Origin of the sequence: Clostridium sp. C8-1-8 (assembly GCF_009928445.1) — a bacterium.
GTDB lineage: Bacteria > Bacillota > Clostridia > Clostridiales > Clostridiaceae > Clostridium_AR.
This window is the reverse complement of the sequence record NZ_JAABNO010000017.1, coordinates 92,213-112,263: the sequence shown is the minus strand read 5'-3', so window position 1 is coordinate 112,263 and position 20,051 is coordinate 92,213. Positions and strand designations below refer to the sequence as shown.

Here is a 20,051-nt window from a genome sequence, read left to right as displayed (position 1 = left end):
ATTAAATTAACAAAAGAAATTTAACTATAATAAAAACAAAAAAGGTTTACAAAATTTAATTTATATATAAAGATTTAATATATTTTAATATAATCTTAATATATGATTTGAAAAAATAAAAATATAATAACATAACCTTTTAATTAGGAGAGGGGCTGACCATATGAAAGTTACAGTATTAGCAAAAAACATAGTATTAACAAATCCTTTAAAGGAAGCGGTTGAGAGGAAAATTTCTAAATTGGAGAAATATTTCACTCCGAATGTGGAAGCCAAAGCAACATTAAGTGTACAAAGAAATAGGCAAATTATAGAGGTTACAATACCTTTTAATGGTGCTATATTAAGAGGTGAAGAATCAACAGATGACATGTACAAATCAATAGATTTAGTACAAGAAAAGATTGAAAGACAAATAAGAAAGCAGAAAACAAAGCTTTCAAGAAGATATAATAATGCAGAGTCAGTAAGATATATAAATTTTGAAAATGTACCTAATGTAGAGGGTGATGAAAAAGAAGCTCAAATAGTGAAAACCAAGAAATTTGGTATCAAACCTATGAATGCAGAAGAAGCAGTTTTGCAAATGGAACTTATAGGACATAACTTTTTCGTTTTTCAAGATGCAGATACAAATCAGGTAAATGTAGTTTATAAGAGAAAAGATGGAGATTATGGATTAATAGAACCTGAATACGAAGATTAAGATGATAATTTGGGCTAACCTAGTGGGTTAGCCCATTAAATATTTATGGTGTTTTATATATTTTCTATACATGTTTAAGAATTAATCAACAAATATAGTAAATTTATTTGAAGTTTTTATTATTTAGAAAATATTTAAATTTCAGTATAATCAATATATAATAAACTAAAACTAACTGGTATTATTAGAGTAGATTACATATTGTTCTTAAAATGTTTACAATATTACGTAGGATATGGTTTAATTTAACTATAAATACGAGTATCAATTATTGAAAAGTTATGTAAATAAGTGATATAATTTAGAGAGTTATGAAAATATACAGAAGTGTGAGGATAATAACATGGGGATACTTAACAAGGTTTTTGGATCTTATAGCGAAAGGGAAGTAAAGAGAATAATTCCTATCGTTGATAAAATAGAGACTTTTGATAGTAAGATGCAGTCATTAACTGATGATCAATTAAGAGGAAAAACGGAAGAATTTAAAAACAGATACAAAAATGGGGAAACTTTAGATAGCTTACTACCAGAAGCTTTTGCTGTAGTTAGAGAGGCTTCTTATAGACTGCATGCGGAAAAGCATTATAGAGAACAGCTTATAGGTGGTATAGTTCTTCATCAAGGAAGAATTTCTGAAATGAAAACCGGTGAAGGAAAAACACTATGTGCTACATTACCAGCTTATCTAAATGCTATTTCAGGAAAAGGTGTTCACATAGTTACTGTCAACGATTATCTTGCAAGAAGAGATATGGAGTGGATGGGAGAAATATATCAATTTCTAGGACTTACTACTGGAGTAATATTACATGACCTTGATAATGAGCAAAGAAGAGCTGCATACGCTGCAGATATAACATATGGAACTAATAATGAATTTGGATTTGATTATCTAAGAGATAACATGGTTATATATAAAGAAGAGAAGGTTCAAAGAGACTTGAACTTTGCAATTGTGGACGAAGTTGACTCAATCTTGATAGATGAGGCTAGAACCCCTCTTATAATTTCAGGAGCTGGAGAAAAATCAACTGATTTTTATAAGATAGCTGACTTTTTTGTAAAGAGACTTTTTAAAGAGAAGCACTTTACAGTAGATGAAAAAGCTCATTCTGTAATGCTTACTGAAGAGGGCGTAAAGGAAGCAGAGCTTGCTTTTGGAATAGAAAACTATGCAGATGCAGAGAACATGGAATTGCAACATCATATTACACAGGCTTTAAAGGCTAACTATTTGATGAAAATAGATAAGGACTACATGGTAAAGGATGGAGAAGTAATAATAGTAGATGAGTTTACTGGTAGACTTATGGAGGGAAGAAGATATTCAGATGGTTTACATCAAGCCATAGAAGCTAAAGAGGGAGTTAAGGTTGAAAGAGAGTCAAAGACTTTAGCAACTATAACATTCCAAAATTACTTTAGAATGTATAAGAAGCTTTCTGGTATGACAGGTACTGCTTTAACTGAAGAAAATGAGTTTAGAGAAATATATGGTCTAGATGTTATAGTAATTCCTACTCATAAACCAATAAAGAGAGAAGATAACCCAGATGTTGTATATAAGTCGGAGAAGGGTAAATTCAATGCAATTGCTGATGAGATATTAGAAACCAATAAAAACGGTCAGCCAGTACTAGTTGGTACCACAAGCATAGAAAAGTCAGAAGCGCTTTCAGCTATTCTTAAGAAAAAGGGTGTAAAGCATCAAGTACTTAATGCTAAATATCATGAACAAGAAGCTGAGATAGTAACTCATGCAGGTGAAAAGGGAATGGTAACCATAGCTACAAATATGGCTGGTAGAGGTACTGATATTAAACTTGGGGATGGAGTAGTTGAACTAGGTGGTCTTAAGATAATAGGTACTGAAAGACATGAATCAAGAAGAATAGATAATCAGCTTAGAGGACGTTCAGGTCGTCAAGGAGATCCAGGTTCATCAAGATTCTATATCTCTCTAGAAGATGATCTGATGAGAATATTTGGATCAGAGAGATTGCAAGGGGTAGTTGAAAAGCTTGGATTATCAGAAGATGATGCTATAGAAAGTAAGATGGTTTCTAAGTCTATAGAAAATGCTCAGAAGAAAGTCGAAGGTAACAACTTTGATGTTAGAAAAACTTTGCTTGGCTATGATGATGTAATGAATAAGCAAAGAGAAGTTATATATAAGCAAAGAGCTCAAGTTCTTGAAGGAGAAACTCTAAAGGAACAAGTTCAGCAAATGATAGAAGAAGTTGTTAACTCTGCGGTTGAATCACATATTTCAGGGGTTGAGGATACCTTCGATGATGAGTTAAAGCAATTAGTAAGCTATGTTGAAGACTTATACTTACCTCAAGGAATGATTGAGGCTAAAGACTTAGAAAAGTTATCTAATGATGAGATAAAACAAAAGCTTATAGGAATAGCTAAAGATATCTATAAGGAAAAAGAAGAACACTTTGGTGAAGAGCAAATGAGAGAAGTTGAAAGGGTAATACTTCTTAGAGTTGTTGATACTAAGTGGATGGATCATATAGATAATATGGATCATTTGAAACAAGGTATAGGCCTTAGAGCATATAAACAACAAGATCCAGTTCAGGCTTATCAGTTTGAAGGAAGTAACATGTTTGATGAAATGATCGAAAATATAAAAGTAGATACAATAAAACTGTTATTCCATGTTCAAATGGAGCATACTCCTGAAAGAGAAAGAGTTGTTAAAGAAACGGCTACAAACCAAGTAGATGATTCGGTTAAGAAACAACCAGTTAAGAAAGAAGCTAAGGTAGGTAGAAATGACTTGTGTCCTTGTGGCAGTGGAAAGAAATATAAAAACTGTTGTGGAAGAGAAGTAGTATAAAAAATTTATTTGACTTGCAGATTTCTAGTATGAGAATTTAGTAAGGCAGATACATAAAAAATCACTGAGGAAATTCTCTTCAGTGATTTTTTACTATATGGGAAGGGTATATTTGAAAAAAACTCACTTAAGAAGGGTGCTTCAGGAACTTTTTAATTGTATGTGTCCAAATTATTAATAACTAATGGTCTTAGTAACTTTTATATTGTAAAATAACTGTATAGTGATATACTATACTTTAGCTTAATAAAAATAGGGGTGATTTGTATATGATGCTTGAATTAGAAAATCAGCTTTTGAAATTAAATGAATTTAAAAATATACTTAAGGAAATGGGGGCTTCACTTTGACATACCCAATCTTGTAAAAAAGTCAAAGGAGCTAGAGTTTGTAATGCAAGAAAAGGATTTTTGGGAAGATGTGAATAGAGCTCAAAGAATAACTCAAGAATCTAAAGTGTTAAAGGATAAGATTGTAAGGTATGACTCTCTAGTAAACAGAGTAGATGATATAGAAGTACTTTCAGAATTAATAGATGAAGATGATAAAGATACTGCAAATGAGATAATAGACGAGATAAAGAAACTAGAAATTGATATTGAAACTTTAAGGATTGAGATAATGCTTTCAGGTGAATATGATAGAAATGATGCATTACTTACATTGCACACTGGCGTAGGTGGCACTGATGCTAATGATTGGACTGAAATGCTTTTAAGAATGTATACAAGATGGTGTGAGAAAAAGGGTTATAAATTAGATACTATAGACTACTTAGCTGGAGATGAAGCGGGAGTCAAGAGTGTAACTCTAAGGGTTAAGGGAGAATTTGCTTACGGGTATTTGAAAACTGAAAAAGGAATTCATAGGTTAGTTAGAATATCTCCGTTTAATGCCAATGGTAAGAGGCAGACCTCTTTTGCATCTGTAGAAGTACTTCCAGAGCTTACTAAAGATCAGGATATTGATATAAACCCTGTGGATTTAAGAATTGATACTTATAGATCTGGAGGAGCTGGTGGACAGCATGTTAACAAAACTGAGTCTGCAGTTAGAATAACTCATATACCTACAGGGATAGTTGTTCAGTGCCAAAATGAAAGAAGTCAACACTCCAATAAAGAAATTGCTATGAATATGCTTAAGTCTAAACTTATAGAGCTTAAAGAAAGAGCTCATAAAGAAAAAATTGAGGATCTTACTGGAGAATTGAAAGATATGGGCTGGGGAAGTCAAATAAGAAGTTATGTTTTTCACCCATACTCAATGGTAAAAGACCATAGGACAGGCGCAGAAACTTCTAATGTAAATGGAGTTATGGATGGAGATATAGATATGTTTATAACCTCTGTGTTAAGAGGTGAAAGCAAGAATTTAGATTAAATAAGCAGAATAATTTTATTTAAAAACGCTAATGAAGTTTTCATTAGCGTTTTTCTACTCTTTAGTAATTTCCACTGAAGGCTAAAGATCTTTTTTCTTATCACATTTATTAGGTATCAAAAGAATAATAAATAGAAATAAAGAAATACAATAACCTATTACATAAAAATTCTTACTATATATGATTAATGAATAAGGGTTGCTATAGCAATAATTAACTATTTGGTCCCAAGAAACTTTATAATCCCTTTTAATAGAGGAAGGATCTATAAATTGTGGATTATCGCTAGGGGTATGGATTCTAGAGGTATCTGAGTCGCAAATTGTTATACTATCGATATCTGAATCTGCGAAGCTAGCGTGATCTGAAGAGTCTTTTGACTCAATATTAAAGGATATATTGTTATCTTTACAGTACTGCTCTACTTTTTTTGAAGTCAAACTTCTACTAGGATTTTCACCAGACATTATTGTCATTGGGATGCTTTTGTTTCCACCAATCATATCAAAGTTTATAGATTTTCCACTTTTGATGAGATTATAATTTTTATTAACAAAGGCTTTAGAACCTTGTAAGCCTAGCTCTTCCGCATTAAAAGCAACAAAAATTATATTCCTATCTGGTGGAATCATCGATGAAAGTACACGGCATAGTTCAAGCATGAATGATATACCTGAGGCATTATCTAAGGAACCCCTATATATATTTCCAGATAAATCTTCTCCCAAATGATCGAAATGTGAAGAAATAATTAGTGGAGGTAGTTTAGGGTTAAGACCTTTTATAAAACCAACTACATTATGCAATTCTGTATCTTCTACTTTGTATGGAATGAAACAATCTATTGAGTAGCCTTTCTTATTGTAAGTTATCAAATCATCATATACTTTTGAAGTGATATAAATATACATATCTGATGGAGAATTTGATATAAAGGAACTTCTAAATGAAAAATTATCTTGAGTAACTATAAATGTAAAAGTACTATTTTCTTTTTTTACCTCTAGAGCTGATGGATAGATCCTGAAATCGTCATCTCTATCTATATTTAGATGGTTCGTCCTATAATTGAGAAAAGCGTCCTTAAAGTCAACTCCATATGTATAACTCTCAATAAGATTATTTTTTTTATCATAAACTTTTATTGAAGGGGTTCCATCAATTCTTGTTGGAACAGGAGTAGTAAATTGCTCCAAGTAAGTACTGTTTAGAGGTAGAAGCTTATAGCTAATAAATCTATTCTCTATATATTGCTCTGCTAATTTATTTCCTAGTGAACCTGACAATCTTCCGTCTAATGGATCAGAAGATAGATAATCAATGATTTTTAATACATTATTTACACTGAAAGTCTCCAGTTTGGTGCAGTAAATTAAGGATATATTTGAAAGTAATATTGAAATAGTCAAAAGTAACGATATTATGGTCCGTATCATTTAAGCCTCCTTAAAGTGGTATCAATTAATTCTATGAATTTAAAAAGAAGGATATTCAGTTTAAATATTGAAATAATATATTAAGGCGCAAAAATGAACCGAAAAGAAGATAATAAAGGACTTACTAAAACTAGATTATATAATAATAGAAATATAGGAAGTTCTATTAATAAAACTTTACGGTGTTTGTTGGTAACATATTAGGAGGTAAATATGAATAACATTAATGAAACTTTAGCACAGGAGCTTAATATAAGGATTGAGCAGGTTGAAAATGTAATAAGGCTCCTTGATGAAGGAAATACAGTTCCTTTTATATCTAGATATAGAAAGGAGCAGACAGGTGGGCTATCAGATGATATTCTTAGAAAATTTTTTGAAAGACTTAATTATTTGAGAAATCTTTTAGATAGAAAAAATGATGTAATAAGGTTAATAGAAGAACAAGGAAAACTTAATGAAGAGCTTAAAAATCAGATAATGAATTCTAATACATTAACTGAAGTTGAGGATATATATAGACCATATAAACCTAAAAAGAGAACTAGAGCTACTATAGCCATAGAGAAGGGATTAAAGGACCTTGCAACTATAATATTAGCTGGTGACTTCAAAGGTAGCATAATGGATGAAGCTAATAAGTATATTAGTGAGGAAAAAGGCGTTGGGTCTGAAGAAGAGGCATTGCAAGGTGCTATGGATATAATAAGTGAAATTGTTTCTGATGATGCGGATTATAGAAAGTGGATAAGAAATCTGGTTCAAAGAGAAGGGATACTTGAAACTAAGGGAAATACAACAGAATCTTCACCTTATGAGATGTATTATGAATACAAAGAAGCTGTAAGAACTATACCATCTCATAGAATATTGGCTATTAATAGAGGAGAAAAAGAAAAGATTTTATCAGCTAAGATATTAATTGATGAAGTTAAAATAATAAATTATCTTCTTGGAAAGACCTTAAAGAATAATTCAAATACGGACAGTTATATAGAAAGCGCTGTAAAAGATAGCTTTAAGCGATTGATTTTCCCATCTATAGAAAGAGAAATAAGAAGTGATTTGACTGATATAGGTGAACAGGGCGCAATAGAAATATTCAAGGCTAACTTAAAAGCATTATTAATGCAAGCGCCAATAAAGAATAAGATTATAATGGGGTATGACCCTGGGTTTAGAACTGGTTGCAAGATTGCTGTACTAGATGATACTGGAAAATTCTTAGATAAGGCTACAGTATATCCAACAGTTCCTAGAAATGATGTTGATGGTACTATAAAGGCATTAAAGTCACTTATATATAAATATAATGTTGAGGTTATTTCCCTAGGTAATGGAACAGCATCTAGAGAGTCAGAGGAAGTAATCGCAAAACTTATCGCAGAGGTTAAAAAAGAAACTGGAAGAGAACTATATTATGTTATAGTTTCAGAAGCAGGTGCATCTGTATACTCAGCATCTGAGCTTGCCGCAAAAGAGTATCCTGATTTAGATGTTACTGTAAGGGGAGCAATTTCCATTGGTAGAAGGCTTCAAGATCCTTTAGCAGAGTTAGTTAAAATAGATCCTAAAGCTATTGGGGTAGGACAATATCAACATGATGTTACTCAAAAGAAATTAGATGAATCTCTTAAAGGTATTGTTGAGGACTGTGTTAATAATGTTGGAGTAGACTTAAATATTGCTACACCATCATTACTGAGTTATATATCCGGTATAAATCCGTCAATAGCTAATAATATTGTAGCTTTTAGAGAAGAAAATGGCAAATTCACAAATAGAAAGCAACTTCTAAAGGTAAAGAGGCTGGGACAAAAAGCTTTTGAGCAATGCGCTGGTTTTCTAAGAGTTATGGAGAGTGACGAATCTTTGGACAATACTTCAGTTCATCCAGAATCATATGAAGTTGCACGAAAGCTTATATCTAAATTAGGATATGACAAGAATGACTTGAAAAACGGTAATTTGAAAGATATAGATGAGAAAATAAAAGATTTTAATTTAATTGAGCTTTCTAAAGAGTTATCGGTAGGAGTTCCTACGCTACAAGATATAATAAAGGAATTAAAGAAACCTGGCAGAGATCCAAGAGAAGAATTACCTAAGCCTATATTTAAATCAGGAGTAATAGATATAAAGGATTTAAAACCTGGCATGATGCTTATGGGAACTGTTAGAAATGTATCTGACTTTGGAGCTTTTGTAGATATCGGTGTACATCAAGATGGGTTGGTTCATAAAAGTCAAATGGCAGACAGGTTTGTAAAACATCCTCTTGATATTGTTAAGGTAGGAGATGTTGTTGAAGTCAGAATATTGGAAGTAGATGAAAAGAGAAAGAGAATTTCTTTATCAATGAAAAAAGAGTAATTTTATTAATATATAATAAGATTAAGTATTCTACCAATATAGTTTTAAATATACTACTTTAAATAAATAACTAAGTATAATTTTTCATAAAACATATTGTCAAAATTAAAACAAAGATATATAATGTATATATAAAAATTAATACTATCTTCAGGGCGGGGCGTAATTCCCCACCGGCGGTAAAGCCCGCGAGCCGAGAGGCAAGATTCGGTTAAATTCCGAAGCCGACAGTAAAGTCTGGATGAAAGAAGGTAAAAGCATTAAAATTGATCTGTTTAGCCCTGGTGAATTATTTTCATCGGGGTTTTTTATTCTTTTAAAAATTACAATATACACTAATAGTTACTTACAAAATTATACTGTTTGTTAAAAAAGTATAAAACTTTATGATTAAATATTAGTGTGTGATAGTAAGATGTTTTGATCAATTTTAATCTTGAGCCCCAGAGGATATAACTTTTGGGAGGGTTACTATGCAACAATTGAAATTGAACAGTCAAATTAAAATTGCTCTTCTTGGAGCTATCGCATTTCTACTAATGTTTTTAGAATTTCCAATATTGCCAGCAGCACCATTTTTGAAGATGGATCTTAGTGATTTGCCTGCTTTAATGGGCACCTTTGCATTAGGGCCAGTAGCTGGAGTTGCTATCGAACTTATAAAAAATATTCTACATGTACTTATAAAAGGTAGTGGTACTGCGTTAGCAGGTGAACTTGCAAACTTTACAATAGGTACAGTTTGGGTGATTGTCACAGGATTCATCTATAAAGTGAATAAAACAACAAAAGGAGCTATTATCGGACTTGTTTTAGGAACATTAGCATTAACAGTAGCTGGTATACTAGGAAACTATTATGTTTTTATGCCGCTATATAACCATGTAGCACCTATTTTAGATAAAGCAAATATGAAATACCTTTTGACCATTATAACTCCATTCAACTTAATAAAAGGATGTGGAGTATCAATTATTACTTTAGTTTTATATAAAAGATTATCACCGGTTCTTAATAAAGAGGTTATAGTGAAAAATAATAAGGTAGCATAATATAAAAAAACATATTTTGAATATTAAAGCGTAAGTGTAAAAAGGCTGGTAGCAAGTGCTATCAGCCTTTTTTTTACTGTAAGTAAGGTATTAAATTTTTTGCTGGCTAAAATTAGTAATATAAAGCTTTAGTAGCAGTTTGCCAGAATATAAGTGAAAAATAATAATAGATATTTAAGGGGATATCAGTACTTTTTACACTTTTTATTTAATATTCTTTCTAAAGAGAGGAGAAGTAAATAATGTAATAATGTGAGAAAACTAAAGAATAGTAGAAGTATTTAAGTTATAACGACAATGATAATTAATTTTAAATAATAATTATTATTTACAAATAATCAAATAAGGGATATTATTAAATCAGACAGAAACAGTCGGGATTGAAAAGATTGTTTTATAAGAGAGGTGTTTTACATTGAAGCTTAATATATTAATAGGTGGAAGTGCTGGACAAGGAATGGATACAGTTAGTATTTTCCTTGAAAAGGCTCTAAAAAAAGGCGGATTTTATGTTTTCTCTAATAAGGACTATATGTCAAGAGTAAGAGGTGGACATAACTTCACACAGATAAGATTTGGGGATGAACCAATTCATTCTCACGTGGAAAAATTAGATCTAATACTTGCATTAGATAGAGATACTGTAGAAATTCATAAGGATAAACTTAATGAAAATGGAATAATAATTGCTGATGAAGCTATTCAATATGACGATAGCAGACTAGTAAGTCTTCCATTGCTAAAGACAGCAAAAGATATAGGTTTATCTAAGGCTTTTACTTTTGTTGCAGCAGGAGCAATATTAAAGCACTTTGGTATAAAAGGTTCATTTGAAGATTTTATAGCTAAGAAGCTTGCTGAGCCTATAAGAAATAAAAATATAGAAGCCTTTAAAAAAGGTGGAGAGTTATTAGAAGAAAAATTTACACTAACTGGTAAAGACTTATCAAATCACTTAATAATAAATGGAAATGATGCTATAGGTTTAGGTGCATTAGTTGGAGGATTATCATTTTACTCAGCTTATCCAATGACTCCAGCTACAAGTGTAATGACATACTTATCAAGAAAATCCTTAGAAGCTGGAATAGTTGTTGAACAGGCTGAAGATGAAATTAGTGCAATAAATATGGCTATCGGCGCATCTTATGCTGGAGCTAGAGCAATGACTGGTTCATCAGGTGGAGGAGTTGCTCTAATGGTTGAAGCTTTTGGCCTAGCAGGAATAACAGAAACACCATTGGTTGTTATTGACTCGCAAAGACCAGGACCGGCTACTGGACTTCCAACAAGAACTGAACAAAGCGACTTGAGTTTTCTACTTACTGCTTCTCCAGGAGAGTTTCCAAGAGTGGTTTTAAGTGTTAGAAATGCAGAAGATGCATTCTATCAAACTTTTAGAGCTTTAAATATAGCTGATAAATATCAAACTTTAGTAATTCTACTGACTGATCAATATCTTGCTGACTCTAATATAACTATCCCAAGATTTGCACTTGAAGAATTAAAAATTGAAAGACATATTTGGGATGGCAATGGTCTAGATGAAGATTACAAGAGATATAAGGTAACTGAATCAGGAATATCACCAAGATTGATACCAGGAAAGGTTGAAGGTCAAGTAGTTCTAGTAGATAGTGATGAACATACAGAGTATGCTCATATAACAGAAGATATTGAAGTAAGAAATGCTCAGATGGAAAAGAGAATGAGAAAGCTAGACTTACTTGTAAAAGAAGATCAAATAGAGCCAGAGTATTTTGGTGGAGAAGATATAGATGTTCTTCTTGTAGGATGGGGATCTACTTATGGCGCTATAAAAGAAGCCACTGAAGTTTTAAATAAATCTGGCTTAAAAGTTGGATCACTTTCCTTTGGTGATATTTATCCATTGCCTGAGAAAAAGTTGAGAAAATATAGTGCTTTAGCCAAGAAGATAATTAATGTAGAGCAAAACTTCACAGGCCAACTAGGTAAGTTTATAACTCAAGAAACAGGAATATTGATGAATGACAGTATTCTGAAGTATGATGGACGTCAAATAACTTCAGAAGAGATAGTTAAAGTACTATCTAAGGAGGTATAGTAAATGTTAGAGTTGAAATTGTATCATAGTAATGATGAAAATACTTGGTGTCCAGGGTGTGGTAATTTTTCTATATTAGATGGGATAAAAGAAGCTGTGGCTGAGTTAAATATCAAACCTGAAAATCTTATGATGGTATCAGGTATTGGTCAGGCTGCTAAAACTCCTCACTATATAAGAGCAAATGGTTTTAATGGACTACATGGAAGAGCGTTACCTCCAGCTCAAGCTATAAAGATGGTTAATCCTGAATTGAAGGTTATAGTTACATCAGGAGATGGGGATGCATATGGTGAAGGTGGAAATCATTTTATTCATAATATAAGAAGAAACCTAGATATGGTTCAGTTAGTTCATGACAATCAGATTTATGGACTTACTAAAGGTCAAGGGTCGCCAACAACTGCAAGAGGACAAAAGACTTCAATGCAGTTTGAAGGAGTGATTTCTGAACCTCTTAATCCCCTAGCATTGGCAATTACTGCAGGAGCAACTTTTGTAGCAAGAAGTTTCTCTGGAGATAAAGAGCATTTAAAGAGTATGATAAAGGCAGCTGTTAATCATAAAGGATATGCCTTAATAGATATAATGCAACCTTGTGTTAGTTTTAATAAGATTAATACTTTCAAATGGTACAAGGATAGAGTTTATTATCTTGATGAAAATTATGATTCAACCAATAAGGGAGCAGCTATTGTTAAGGCAATGGAATTTGGAGATGAAGGTATTCCTTTAGGAATACTTTATAAGGAAGAGGGTAAGCCTACATTCCATGATTTGCACCCAGTATTGAATGCAGGAAATGTTATTGTAGACAGACAGTGGGTTCCAACTGATGGAGATAAGTTTGTAGAAGAATTTATGTAATGGTAATAAAAAACCTAGAATTAATTTATATTAATTCTAGGTTTTATTGTATTTCGGATTTAAGTAGTAATGAGATATTACCATCTTTTCCACATTATAATAGCATCTTCTCCATTGTCCTCATAGTACTTTTTTCTGATACCTTCTGAAATAAATCCGTACTTTGAATAAAGTTTTTGAGCAGCTAGGTTAGACAATCTTACTTCTAACGTCATGGCTATTACTTTTTTTTCGTTACAGGTCGCTATCATCTTGCTGAGAATTTTATCTCCAACGCCTTGATTTCTATACTTCGGATGGACAGCAATGTTTGTTATATGGCCTTCATCAATTATTATCCACATACCACCGTAGCCTATGACCTCAGCGTTTGATTTTGCAACAAAGTAGTTAGCAAATACATTTGAGAGTTCCTGCTCAAAGGACTTACGACTCCAAGGAATTGGAAAAGAAAGCTCGCTTATTTCAAGGACTTTTTCGATGGAGTCAAGTTCCATAGGCTCTATTTTTATCTCCATTACTCTAACCCCATCTTTTTGTCATATTCTCTTTCAGCTTGAGACTTTCTAAGATAAAAAGGAGAGGCATCTACTTCATCACAAGTGCCTTTCTCAAGAAGATTAATACCTATTAAACCTAAAGTAGAAGCTCTCGCATAATTTAAGTGAGGAGGAGCGAAAACTGAATTTTTTAATGCAGATTCTATAGTAGATTTGTGCTTTTCAGTACCGTCTCCTACAAATATTACAGATCTGTTATCCTCAATGCATCTAGTGATAAGCTCATCGATGGACAAAATCATATAGTCTGTTAGTCTCTTTAATTCTCCATTGGAGTTTTCATAGAAAGAGGTGTACACATTTCCTCTTAACGCATCCATTATGGGACATATCAATCCCTTATGAGTTATCACATTATATGCAAGTCCATCTAAGTTAGAAACAGATACAGTAGGTTTATTGCTACCTAGACTTAATCCCTTTATTGTAGCCATACCTATTCTAAGCCCAGTAAAAGAGCCAGGGCCTTTTGAAACTACATAACCATCTATTTGATTTATTGTAAGACCGCAAAGTTTTAACGCAGAGTCTATCATTGTCATAAGAACTTCTGAATGTTGTTTTTTATCGGTAATATTTATTTCACCTATCACTGATTTGTTCGCTACAAGTGCTACTGTTGCACTATTTGATGATGAATCAACTGAAAGAACTATCATATACTTAACTCCTTAAGATATTCATATCTATCTCCAAAATAATTTATTGTTATTTTTCTAAAGTTTTCTCCTTGCTCAGGAAGTTTCTCTATCTTTATATGTACGTACTGATCAGGAATAAGTTCTTCTATATAATTAGCCCATTCTATAATACTAACACCATTACCAAAAATATATTCATCAAAGCCTATTTGGTATATTTCATCTGGGTCAGATACTCTATAAACATCGAAATGATATAGTGTTAATCTTCCACTGTGATACTCATTAACAATATTAAATGTAGGACTTGTTATATGTTCTTTTACACTAAGGCCATTAGCTATACCTTTAGTTATATGAGTTTTCCCGGTGCCTAAGTCACCAGTAAGACAAAAAATATCACCAGGATTACATATAGAACCTATTTGTCTTCCAAGTTCAATAGTACAATCAACAGAATAGAATATAAATTCCACAATAATCTCCTTTCAAAAATAAAGCCTTTTACTTCTATTATTCTACCCAATATTCTATAAAAAGAAAAGATAATCTAAAAATATACCACCTCATTTGCAAATTATACCTTTAAGTTATTATAATTTTTATAATAACCTAAAGGTATTATTTTAATAATGAAGTGGTATATAAAGCTCTAGCTATTGTCCAATAGCATTTTTTAAATTGTTAACTGCAGTAGCACAAACCGATCCATCTTCTACCATGCTGTCTAAGATTGAAAAAGCCATGCCTTTATTCATACCTTTACGATAAGGTCTATCTTCAGTAAGAGCCTGATATATGTCGCAAACAGCCATTACCCTGCATTCTTCAGAAAGCCAATTGTCCACTACACCTCTTGGATATCCATTACCGTTTAGTTTTTCGTGATGATTAGAAGCCCAATCGCAGATCTCTTCAATTCCATTCATTGAAGAAAGAATCAGTCTTGTAAAATATACGTGAGACTTTATCATGGAGAATTCATCTCCATCTAGTGGTCCGTTTTTATCTAATATGTAAGAAGGTATTGCTAGCTTCCCAATATCATGAAAAAGACCTGCAATCTTCATCTTTAAGCACTTCTCATCATCGTATCCAAGATATTTAGATACTAGATAAGCTAATTCAGCTATTCCTCTTGAGTGAGTTGCTGTAAAGGTGCTTTTTGCATCTATCATATCTGCAAAAATTTCACCGATAGATATTAACTCATGGATATCTAATTTGATATCTATAGAAGGGATGAGGTCTTTTAGGACTAATTCTAGATATCGGTTGTTTGCAAGGTTTAACCAGAATTCATCCGTATGACTAACCTTGAGGAATGCTTCATAAATTTCCTGAGAGAATATCTTGTTAACGTTCTCTAAAATTAATTCTTTAATTTTATCCTTCTGCTTAAAATAAGGGAGAAGAGTACTATATTCAGAGTCTATTATGTCACTTATTCTAAGGATTTGACTTATTATAGGTATAGAGTCTCCTTTTATTTGAAAAACACCATTTCCATCCCAATGTTCATGATGATATAATATAGCATCTGAAAGATAACATATCTTTGGAATATGTCTTACTATATCTGCTCCTTCGATGCAGTGCTTGCTTATTATTTCATCAGCAGAATAATTTTTATATAATACATTTCCATATCCTATATCATGTAGTAAAGAGCACATGTACAGGTCTTTATAACTACTTTCGTTTAGATTAAGAGCTTTTCCAAGTTGCAACGCTATATATGAAGCACGTCTTGAGTGATATGTAGAATTGTCAAGTTCAATATCTTGGATTGTAACCCCGTTTAAGTTTTCTCTAACAACCTTTTCAACTGACATCTCTGCTAGAGATACTGTTATTGATAAAGCAGGTATTATTGTATCAATAGAAACTTGCATAATGCTTACCTCATTAAGAAAATTGTCGAATATTATTTTATCATAATTTGACAATAATGTCATTATGAAAGTGAACAAATTATAATTATATACAGATTGTAATAAATATATTAAACAAAATTCTTAAAACTGTTTTGCTTTTTTAATTTCTAATGGGGGGCTCAGCAATCAAAGTAGAATTAAAAATAGATTTTACATCGAATTTAGTACATCTTTAATTAAATTAATAATTTTATTTATTAGATGCATTTGAATTTAGATTGGTTTAGATATAAAATATACAGTAGGTAAAAGTGAGGTGAAGTAATGAAAAAGTTTGATATGAAAAAATTCACTTTTGTACTGATTGGTATAAATATAATCTTCTTCATATTTATAAGTACATATTACAAACCTAAAGTGGTTAATTCTGTTGACAGTACTGTAGAGCAGAGGGATGTATATTTAAATATAATAACTACAAATAAATTTATATATAATTCTGCCAAACAAATCGTAAAAGATAAACATAATGTCAGTTACATGTTCAATAATAGAAATGATTCAATGAACTTTAAGTTTTCAAATGACTCCTTAGATAATGTTTCAAAATATGATCTTCTTCTATATATGGGAACTAGTACAGAGCCTTGGATTAATGAATTTATTGATGGTTTGAAGAAAGGCAAAGTTGGTATTGTAAATCTATCCAGAGGAACTAAAACCTTGAATTATACTAAGCCACAGAATATAAATGGTTATGAAATAAAGATTAATCCTTATTATTGGTTGAGCCCTGATGAATATAAAATATTTTTATACAATTTGAAAAGTGCAATACAAGATAAAGATCCTAAAAATAGAGAGTTTTACGAGCAGAATTATAAGGAAGTAACCGATGAATTTGATAAAATAACTAATGATTTGAAAGATGCTTCTAGTGATCTTCAAGAATATAATGTATATACAACGGATGATGACTTGGATTATATAATAAAATACTTGGGGATTAATGCTACTAAGATTACAGATTTTTCTAAAATACAAGAGTATGAAAAAGATTTTAATAAGGACTCAAATAAAAACTTAATATTATATAGTGATGAAGAAAAGTTTAGAGCATTTAAAAATAGACTTAGCGGCGTTACATATTTAGATATGGAGATTAAGATACCTGAGTATTCAGATAAGTATAAAGATTTTTTTTATAACTTAATATCAAAGTTTAAAGGTTTAGTAGAAAAGTCGTAATGGGATTATTCAATCCTGTTGCGACTTTTGTATATAATTATCAAAAAATACTCATTAATATTATTAGTGAAAGAATTTTTTAAATTGTTGGATAATTTTAAAAAATAATATATAATTACCATAATAAATGCCTTATAATATAATTATAAGGGAATAAAGGGGGAGAGAATATGCTAGTAAAAACTATAATATTGCCAAAAGAAGATTTAATAACAGTCACATCTGATACAACTATAGGAAGAGCTTTAGAGATAATGGATAAAAACAAATTCTTATCTATTCCTGTAGTAGACGGAGAATACTTTAAAGGTTCAATTGCCCAAGATATTATTTATAAGTTCTATTTTGAAAAGGGAGCGGATAAGAAAAGTCTTTTAGAAGATTTTTCAGTATCACATCTTTTAAGAAAAGATATTCCTAAGATAAATCTTTATGAAGAAGTTGAAAAAGCAGTTGCCCTATTAGAAGAAACTCATGTTTCCTTTGTAGCTGTAGTTGACGAATTTGATAAGTTTGTTGGTATACTAACTCATCATGCAGTGTTTGAGCAATATACAAATGTATTTGGTCTTAATAAAGGAGAAAGAATGGCAGTAACAGCATATGATGTTCCAGGACAAATATCTAGACTATCCAAGATACTTACAGAAAATCAGGCTGATATAGTCAGCTTTGTTGTAATCGATCCAAAGAGTGTTACAGATGTAAAAGAAATAGTTGTTAGAATGGAGACTAATAACTTAGAAATTATAAAAGATAAGGTTAAGGCAGCTGGCTTTAAAGTTGTCTAATTATATAAACATAAATTTTTTGTACGTTCAGGAGAAATATGTGTGTAAAGAAATTCGCTAAAGTGAATCGCTTTAGCGAATTTATATTTTTCTACTCTCTTTTTAGAGAGTAAATAGCTTTGAAAATAGATTTTAGATCTAAGTTATAGATCTTTATAAATATATCTTTTATAAAGATGAAAAATATGTAATGAAAAATAAGTACAAAAAAATGTTGCTTTATTTATATATATGTTATATAATCTTATTTGTTCGAAGGGGTATAGCTCAACTGGTAGAGTGGCGGTCTCCAAAACCGTAGGTTGTGGGTTCGATCCCTACTGCCCCTGCCAAAGCTAGTAGAATGTTTATTCTACTAGCTTTTTTTATTTAATAAATTACATTCATACTAAAGAAAGGTTCTTTGGTATTCTTTTTTTTTGTAGAAAACTTTGCTGACAATTAGATTTAAAAAAGAAATATATATTTCTTTTAAAAGTTTTTTTGACTAGTATTTATAAAGACTTTGAATATAAACGAGCCTTTCTAAGGTTTTTTTGAGAAATTAAATAGTAAATGAAGATTAAATAATACTATGAGGATACTAATATAATTATGTTTTTATCAAAATTGCGAAATTCATAAAAATTAAACTGATTAATATCTTATAAAAATAAAAAAATACTACCAAGTTATAATATAGATTTGTACATTAGATAAAATTCCCATTATGTACTATAAAAACCTTCTTGGTACAAGGATTAGATGACATAAAATACAACATATTGATTTTATTTAATTATAATAGAGACTAATAATTTTAATGCTATTAGCAAAATTATTAGTTTCTATTATATTTGTATTAAAATTATTAATTTAATAATTTTAATACAAATATAGCTAATCTAGAGGCTTTTGAGATGATTAATATTATAAAACTGGGAAATAAGTGGATATGAAAATGTTTACTATAGATAAAATTTAAAAGTTTATATTAAAAAGATAAAATATTGCGCCTAAAAATTTAAAGTTAATAATAAATTCAAAAATGTATTTACAAAATGATAATTAGTATCTATAATTTCTTATATAAACTTAAGAAAAATATCAATGAATGAGGAGATGTTAGTAGAGGAATAGTGATACAAAATAATTAGTCAGTTACTTTGTATTGAAATTTAAAGGTTTTTATTAGGAAAATGAATTTATTAAAAGAGTAAATTAAGATTTAGCATCTATAAACATATTTAAAGGGGGACTTAAAAAATGTTTAAATACACATTAAAGAGAATTGCTATAAGTTTACTTACTATATTTATAGTAATTACTGCAACGTTCTTTTTAATAAGAGCAATACCAGGGGGACCATTTACTGGAGAAAAGAAATTAGCACCTTCTATACTTGAAAACTTGAATAAGAAATTTGGATTAAACAAGCCTCTAGGACAACAATATACAACATATGTTAGTACTATTATTACTAAAGGTGACTTAGGGCCTTCAATGCAATATGAAGGAACAACAGTTAATGATGTTATTAAGAAGTTCTTTCCTGTTTCAGCTAGATTAGGATTAGCTTCAGTAATTTTCTCTTTAGTATTCGGAGTATTACTTGGTATACTATCTGCTTTAAAGGAAAATAAGTGGCAGGATAGAGTGTCTATGGTAATATCCACAATAGGGGTAACGGTACCTAGCTTTGTTATGGCTACACTTTTAACTTATTTCTTTGCTATAAAATTTAAAATATTTCCGGCTATAGGATTAAAAACACCAGCTTCTTATATTTTACCTACTATAGCTTTAGGTGGATATTCAATGGCTTTCGTTTCTAGATTATCAAGGTCAAGCTTAGTAGAAGTTCTAAGACAAGACTTTATAAGAGTTGCAAAGGCTAAGGGACTATCACAAAGAGTGGTAATAAGCAAACACGCGCTAAGAAATTCAATGATTCCAATAATTACTTATGTAGGACCACTTTTAGCATCAGTACTTACAGGAAGCTTTGTGGTTGAGTCAATATTTGGAATACCTGGACTAGGAAGAGAATTTGTTACAAGTATTGGTAACAGAGATTATACTTTGATTATGGGATTAACCATTTTCTACTGTGCATTCTTAGTATTATGCAATTTAATTGTTGATATTTTATATGGATTTGTAGATCCTAGAATTAAAATACAAGATTAGTGGAGGC

At 30.9% G+C, this 20,051-nt stretch carries 15 protein-coding genes, 1 tRNA gene and 1 riboswitch; of the genes, 11 read left to right on the top strand and 5 right to left on the bottom strand.

The annotated features are described in order from the left end of the window. Positions 1-163: 163 nt before the first annotated feature. From raiA to prfB, 3 genes are all read left to right on the top strand, one after another. Positions 164-706, top strand: a complete 543-nt coding sequence (raiA, locus tag GXK57_RS16755; protein WP_160678569.1) for a ribosome-associated translation inhibitor RaiA — start codon at positions 164-166, stop codon at positions 704-706. Positions 707-1,049: 343 nt separating this feature from the next. Further along, a complete protein-coding gene (secA, locus tag GXK57_RS16750; protein WP_160678567.1) occupies positions 1,050-3,560 on the top strand; it encodes a preprotein translocase subunit SecA in 2,511 nt (836 codons plus the stop codon). A gap of 269 nt (positions 3,561-3,829) precedes the next feature. After that, a protein-coding gene (gene prfB, locus GXK57_RS16745; protein WP_202127738.1) for a peptide chain release factor 2 occupies positions 3,830-4,943 on the top strand; the annotation gives its coding sequence in 2 pieces (ribosomal slippage) (positions 3,830-3,907 and positions 3,909-4,943; 1,113 coding nt in all). A gap of 81 nt (positions 4,944-5,024) precedes the next feature. On the opposite strand, the gene GXK57_RS16740 is transcribed toward prfB, so the two are convergent. Then, positions 5,025-6,380, bottom strand: coding sequence for a M28 family metallopeptidase (locus tag GXK57_RS16740; protein ID WP_160678565.1), 1,356 nt, complete (start codon positions 6,378-6,380; stop codon positions 5,025-5,027). Between the two features lie 213 nt (positions 6,381-6,593). Here GXK57_RS16740 and GXK57_RS16735 point away from each other — a divergent pair, with 213 nt between their 5' ends. The 4 genes from GXK57_RS16735 to GXK57_RS16720 all read left to right on the top strand — a co-directional run bounded on the left by GXK57_RS16735 (position 6,594) and on the right by GXK57_RS16720 (position 12,758). Beyond that, positions 6,594-8,753 (top strand): Tex family protein, encoded by a 2,160-nt coding sequence (locus GXK57_RS16735; protein WP_160678563.1) that lies wholly within the window; start codon positions 6,594-6,596, stop codon positions 8,751-8,753. A 142-nt stretch (positions 8,754-8,895) separates the two neighbouring features. Next, positions 8,896-9,010: riboswitch (FMN riboswitch) on the top strand. 216 nt (positions 9,011-9,226) lie between these two features. Then, entirely contained in the window at positions 9,227-9,805 is a 579-nt protein-coding gene (locus GXK57_RS16730) for an ECF transporter S component (protein ID WP_160678561.1), read from the top strand. A 415-nt stretch (positions 9,806-10,220) separates the two neighbouring features. After that, positions 10,221-11,891 carry a 2-oxoacid:acceptor oxidoreductase subunit alpha gene (locus GXK57_RS16725; RefSeq protein ID WP_160678559.1) on the top strand — a complete coding sequence of 557 codons (1,671 nt, stop codon included), beginning with the start codon at positions 10,221-10,223 and terminating at the stop codon, positions 11,889-11,891. A gap of 3 nt (positions 11,892-11,894) precedes the next feature. Further along, on the top strand, positions 11,895-12,758 hold the full coding sequence (locus GXK57_RS16720; protein ID WP_160678557.1) for a thiamine pyrophosphate-dependent enzyme: 864 nt from the start codon (positions 11,895-11,897) through the stop codon (positions 12,756-12,758). A gap of 77 nt (positions 12,759-12,835) precedes the next feature. On the opposite strand, the gene rimI is transcribed toward GXK57_RS16720, so the two are convergent. The 4 genes from rimI to GXK57_RS16700 all read right to left on the bottom strand — a co-directional run bounded on the left by rimI (position 12,836) and on the right by GXK57_RS16700 (position 15,854). Continuing rightward, positions 12,836-13,276, bottom strand: coding sequence for a ribosomal protein S18-alanine N-acetyltransferase (gene rimI / locus GXK57_RS16715; RefSeq protein WP_160678555.1), 441 nt, complete (start codon positions 13,274-13,276; stop codon positions 12,836-12,838). Further along, positions 13,276-13,977 carry a tRNA (adenosine(37)-N6)-threonylcarbamoyltransferase complex dimerization subunit type 1 TsaB gene (gene tsaB, locus GXK57_RS16710; RefSeq protein ID WP_160678553.1) on the bottom strand — a complete coding sequence of 234 codons (702 nt, stop codon included), beginning with the start codon at positions 13,975-13,977 and terminating at the stop codon, positions 13,276-13,278. Before tsaB ends, rimI begins: the two co-directional genes overlap by 1 nt. Continuing rightward, positions 13,974-14,435, bottom strand: coding sequence for a tRNA (adenosine(37)-N6)-threonylcarbamoyltransferase complex ATPase subunit type 1 TsaE (gene tsaE, locus GXK57_RS16705; protein ID WP_160678551.1), 462 nt, complete (start codon positions 14,433-14,435; stop codon positions 13,974-13,976). Before tsaE ends, tsaB begins: the two co-directional genes overlap by 4 nt. A 180-nt stretch (positions 14,436-14,615) precedes the next feature. Beyond that, positions 14,616-15,854, bottom strand: coding sequence for an HD domain-containing phosphohydrolase (locus GXK57_RS16700; protein ID WP_160678549.1), 1,239 nt, complete (start codon positions 15,852-15,854; stop codon positions 14,616-14,618). A 306-nt stretch (positions 15,855-16,160) separates the two neighbouring features. Between GXK57_RS16700 and GXK57_RS16695 the strand changes: the two genes are divergently transcribed. From GXK57_RS16695 to GXK57_RS16680, 4 genes are all read left to right on the top strand, one after another. Further along, positions 16,161-17,084 carry a zinc ABC transporter substrate-binding protein gene (locus GXK57_RS16695; RefSeq protein WP_160678547.1) on the top strand — a complete coding sequence of 308 codons (924 nt, stop codon included), beginning with the start codon at positions 16,161-16,163 and terminating at the stop codon, positions 17,082-17,084. Positions 17,085-17,254: 170 nt separating this feature from the next. Continuing rightward, positions 17,255-17,875 (top strand): CBS domain-containing protein, encoded by a 621-nt coding sequence (locus GXK57_RS16690; RefSeq protein WP_160678545.1) that lies wholly within the window; start codon positions 17,255-17,257, stop codon positions 17,873-17,875. Positions 17,876-18,131: 256 nt separating this feature from the next. Beyond that, positions 18,132-18,207: transfer RNA gene (locus GXK57_RS16685), tRNA-Trp, on the top strand. A gap of 913 nt (positions 18,208-19,120) precedes the next feature. Continuing rightward, positions 19,121-20,044, top strand: coding sequence for an ABC transporter permease (locus GXK57_RS16680; RefSeq protein ID WP_160678543.1), 924 nt, complete (start codon positions 19,121-19,123; stop codon positions 20,042-20,044). Positions 20,045-20,051: the final 7 nt, after the last annotated feature.

What these genes read in the sequence shown, in the direction of transcription:
- secA (WP_160678567.1), top strand. Translation starts at nt 1,050, where the DNA reads ATGGGGATACTTAACAAGGTTTTTGGATCTTATAGCGAAAGGGAAGTA.
- GXK57_RS16735 (WP_160678563.1), top strand. Translation starts at nt 6,594, where the DNA reads ATGAATAACATTAATGAAACTTTAGCACAGGAGCTTAATATAAGGATT.
- GXK57_RS16720 (WP_160678557.1), top strand. Translation starts at nt 11,895, where the DNA reads ATGTTAGAGTTGAAATTGTATCATAGTAATGATGAAAATACTTGGTGT.
- GXK57_RS16680 (WP_160678543.1), top strand. Translation starts at nt 19,121, where the DNA reads ATGTTTAAATACACATTAAAGAGAATTGCTATAAGTTTACTTACTATA.
- rimI (WP_160678555.1), bottom strand. Translation starts at nt 13,276, where the DNA reads ATGGAGATAAAAATAGAGCCTATGGAACTTGACTCCATCGAAAAAGTC.
- GXK57_RS16740 (WP_160678565.1), bottom strand. Translation starts at nt 6,380, where the DNA reads ATGATACGGACCATAATATCGTTACTTTTGACTATTTCAATATTACTT.
- GXK57_RS16695 (WP_160678547.1), top strand. Translation starts at nt 16,161, where the DNA reads ATGAAAAAGTTTGATATGAAAAAATTCACTTTTGTACTGATTGGTATA.
- GXK57_RS16690 (WP_160678545.1), top strand. Translation starts at nt 17,255, where the DNA reads ATGCTAGTAAAAACTATAATATTGCCAAAAGAAGATTTAATAACAGTC.
- GXK57_RS16730 (WP_160678561.1), top strand. Translation starts at nt 9,227, where the DNA reads ATGCAACAATTGAAATTGAACAGTCAAATTAAAATTGCTCTTCTTGGA.
- GXK57_RS16700 (WP_160678549.1), bottom strand. Translation starts at nt 15,854, where the DNA reads ATGCAAGTTTCTATTGATACAATAATACCTGCTTTATCAATAACAGTA.
- tsaB (WP_160678553.1), bottom strand. Translation starts at nt 13,977, where the DNA reads ATGATAGTTCTTTCAGTTGATTCATCATCAAATAGTGCAACAGTAGCA.
- raiA (WP_160678569.1), top strand. Translation starts at nt 164, where the DNA reads ATGAAAGTTACAGTATTAGCAAAAAACATAGTATTAACAAATCCTTTA.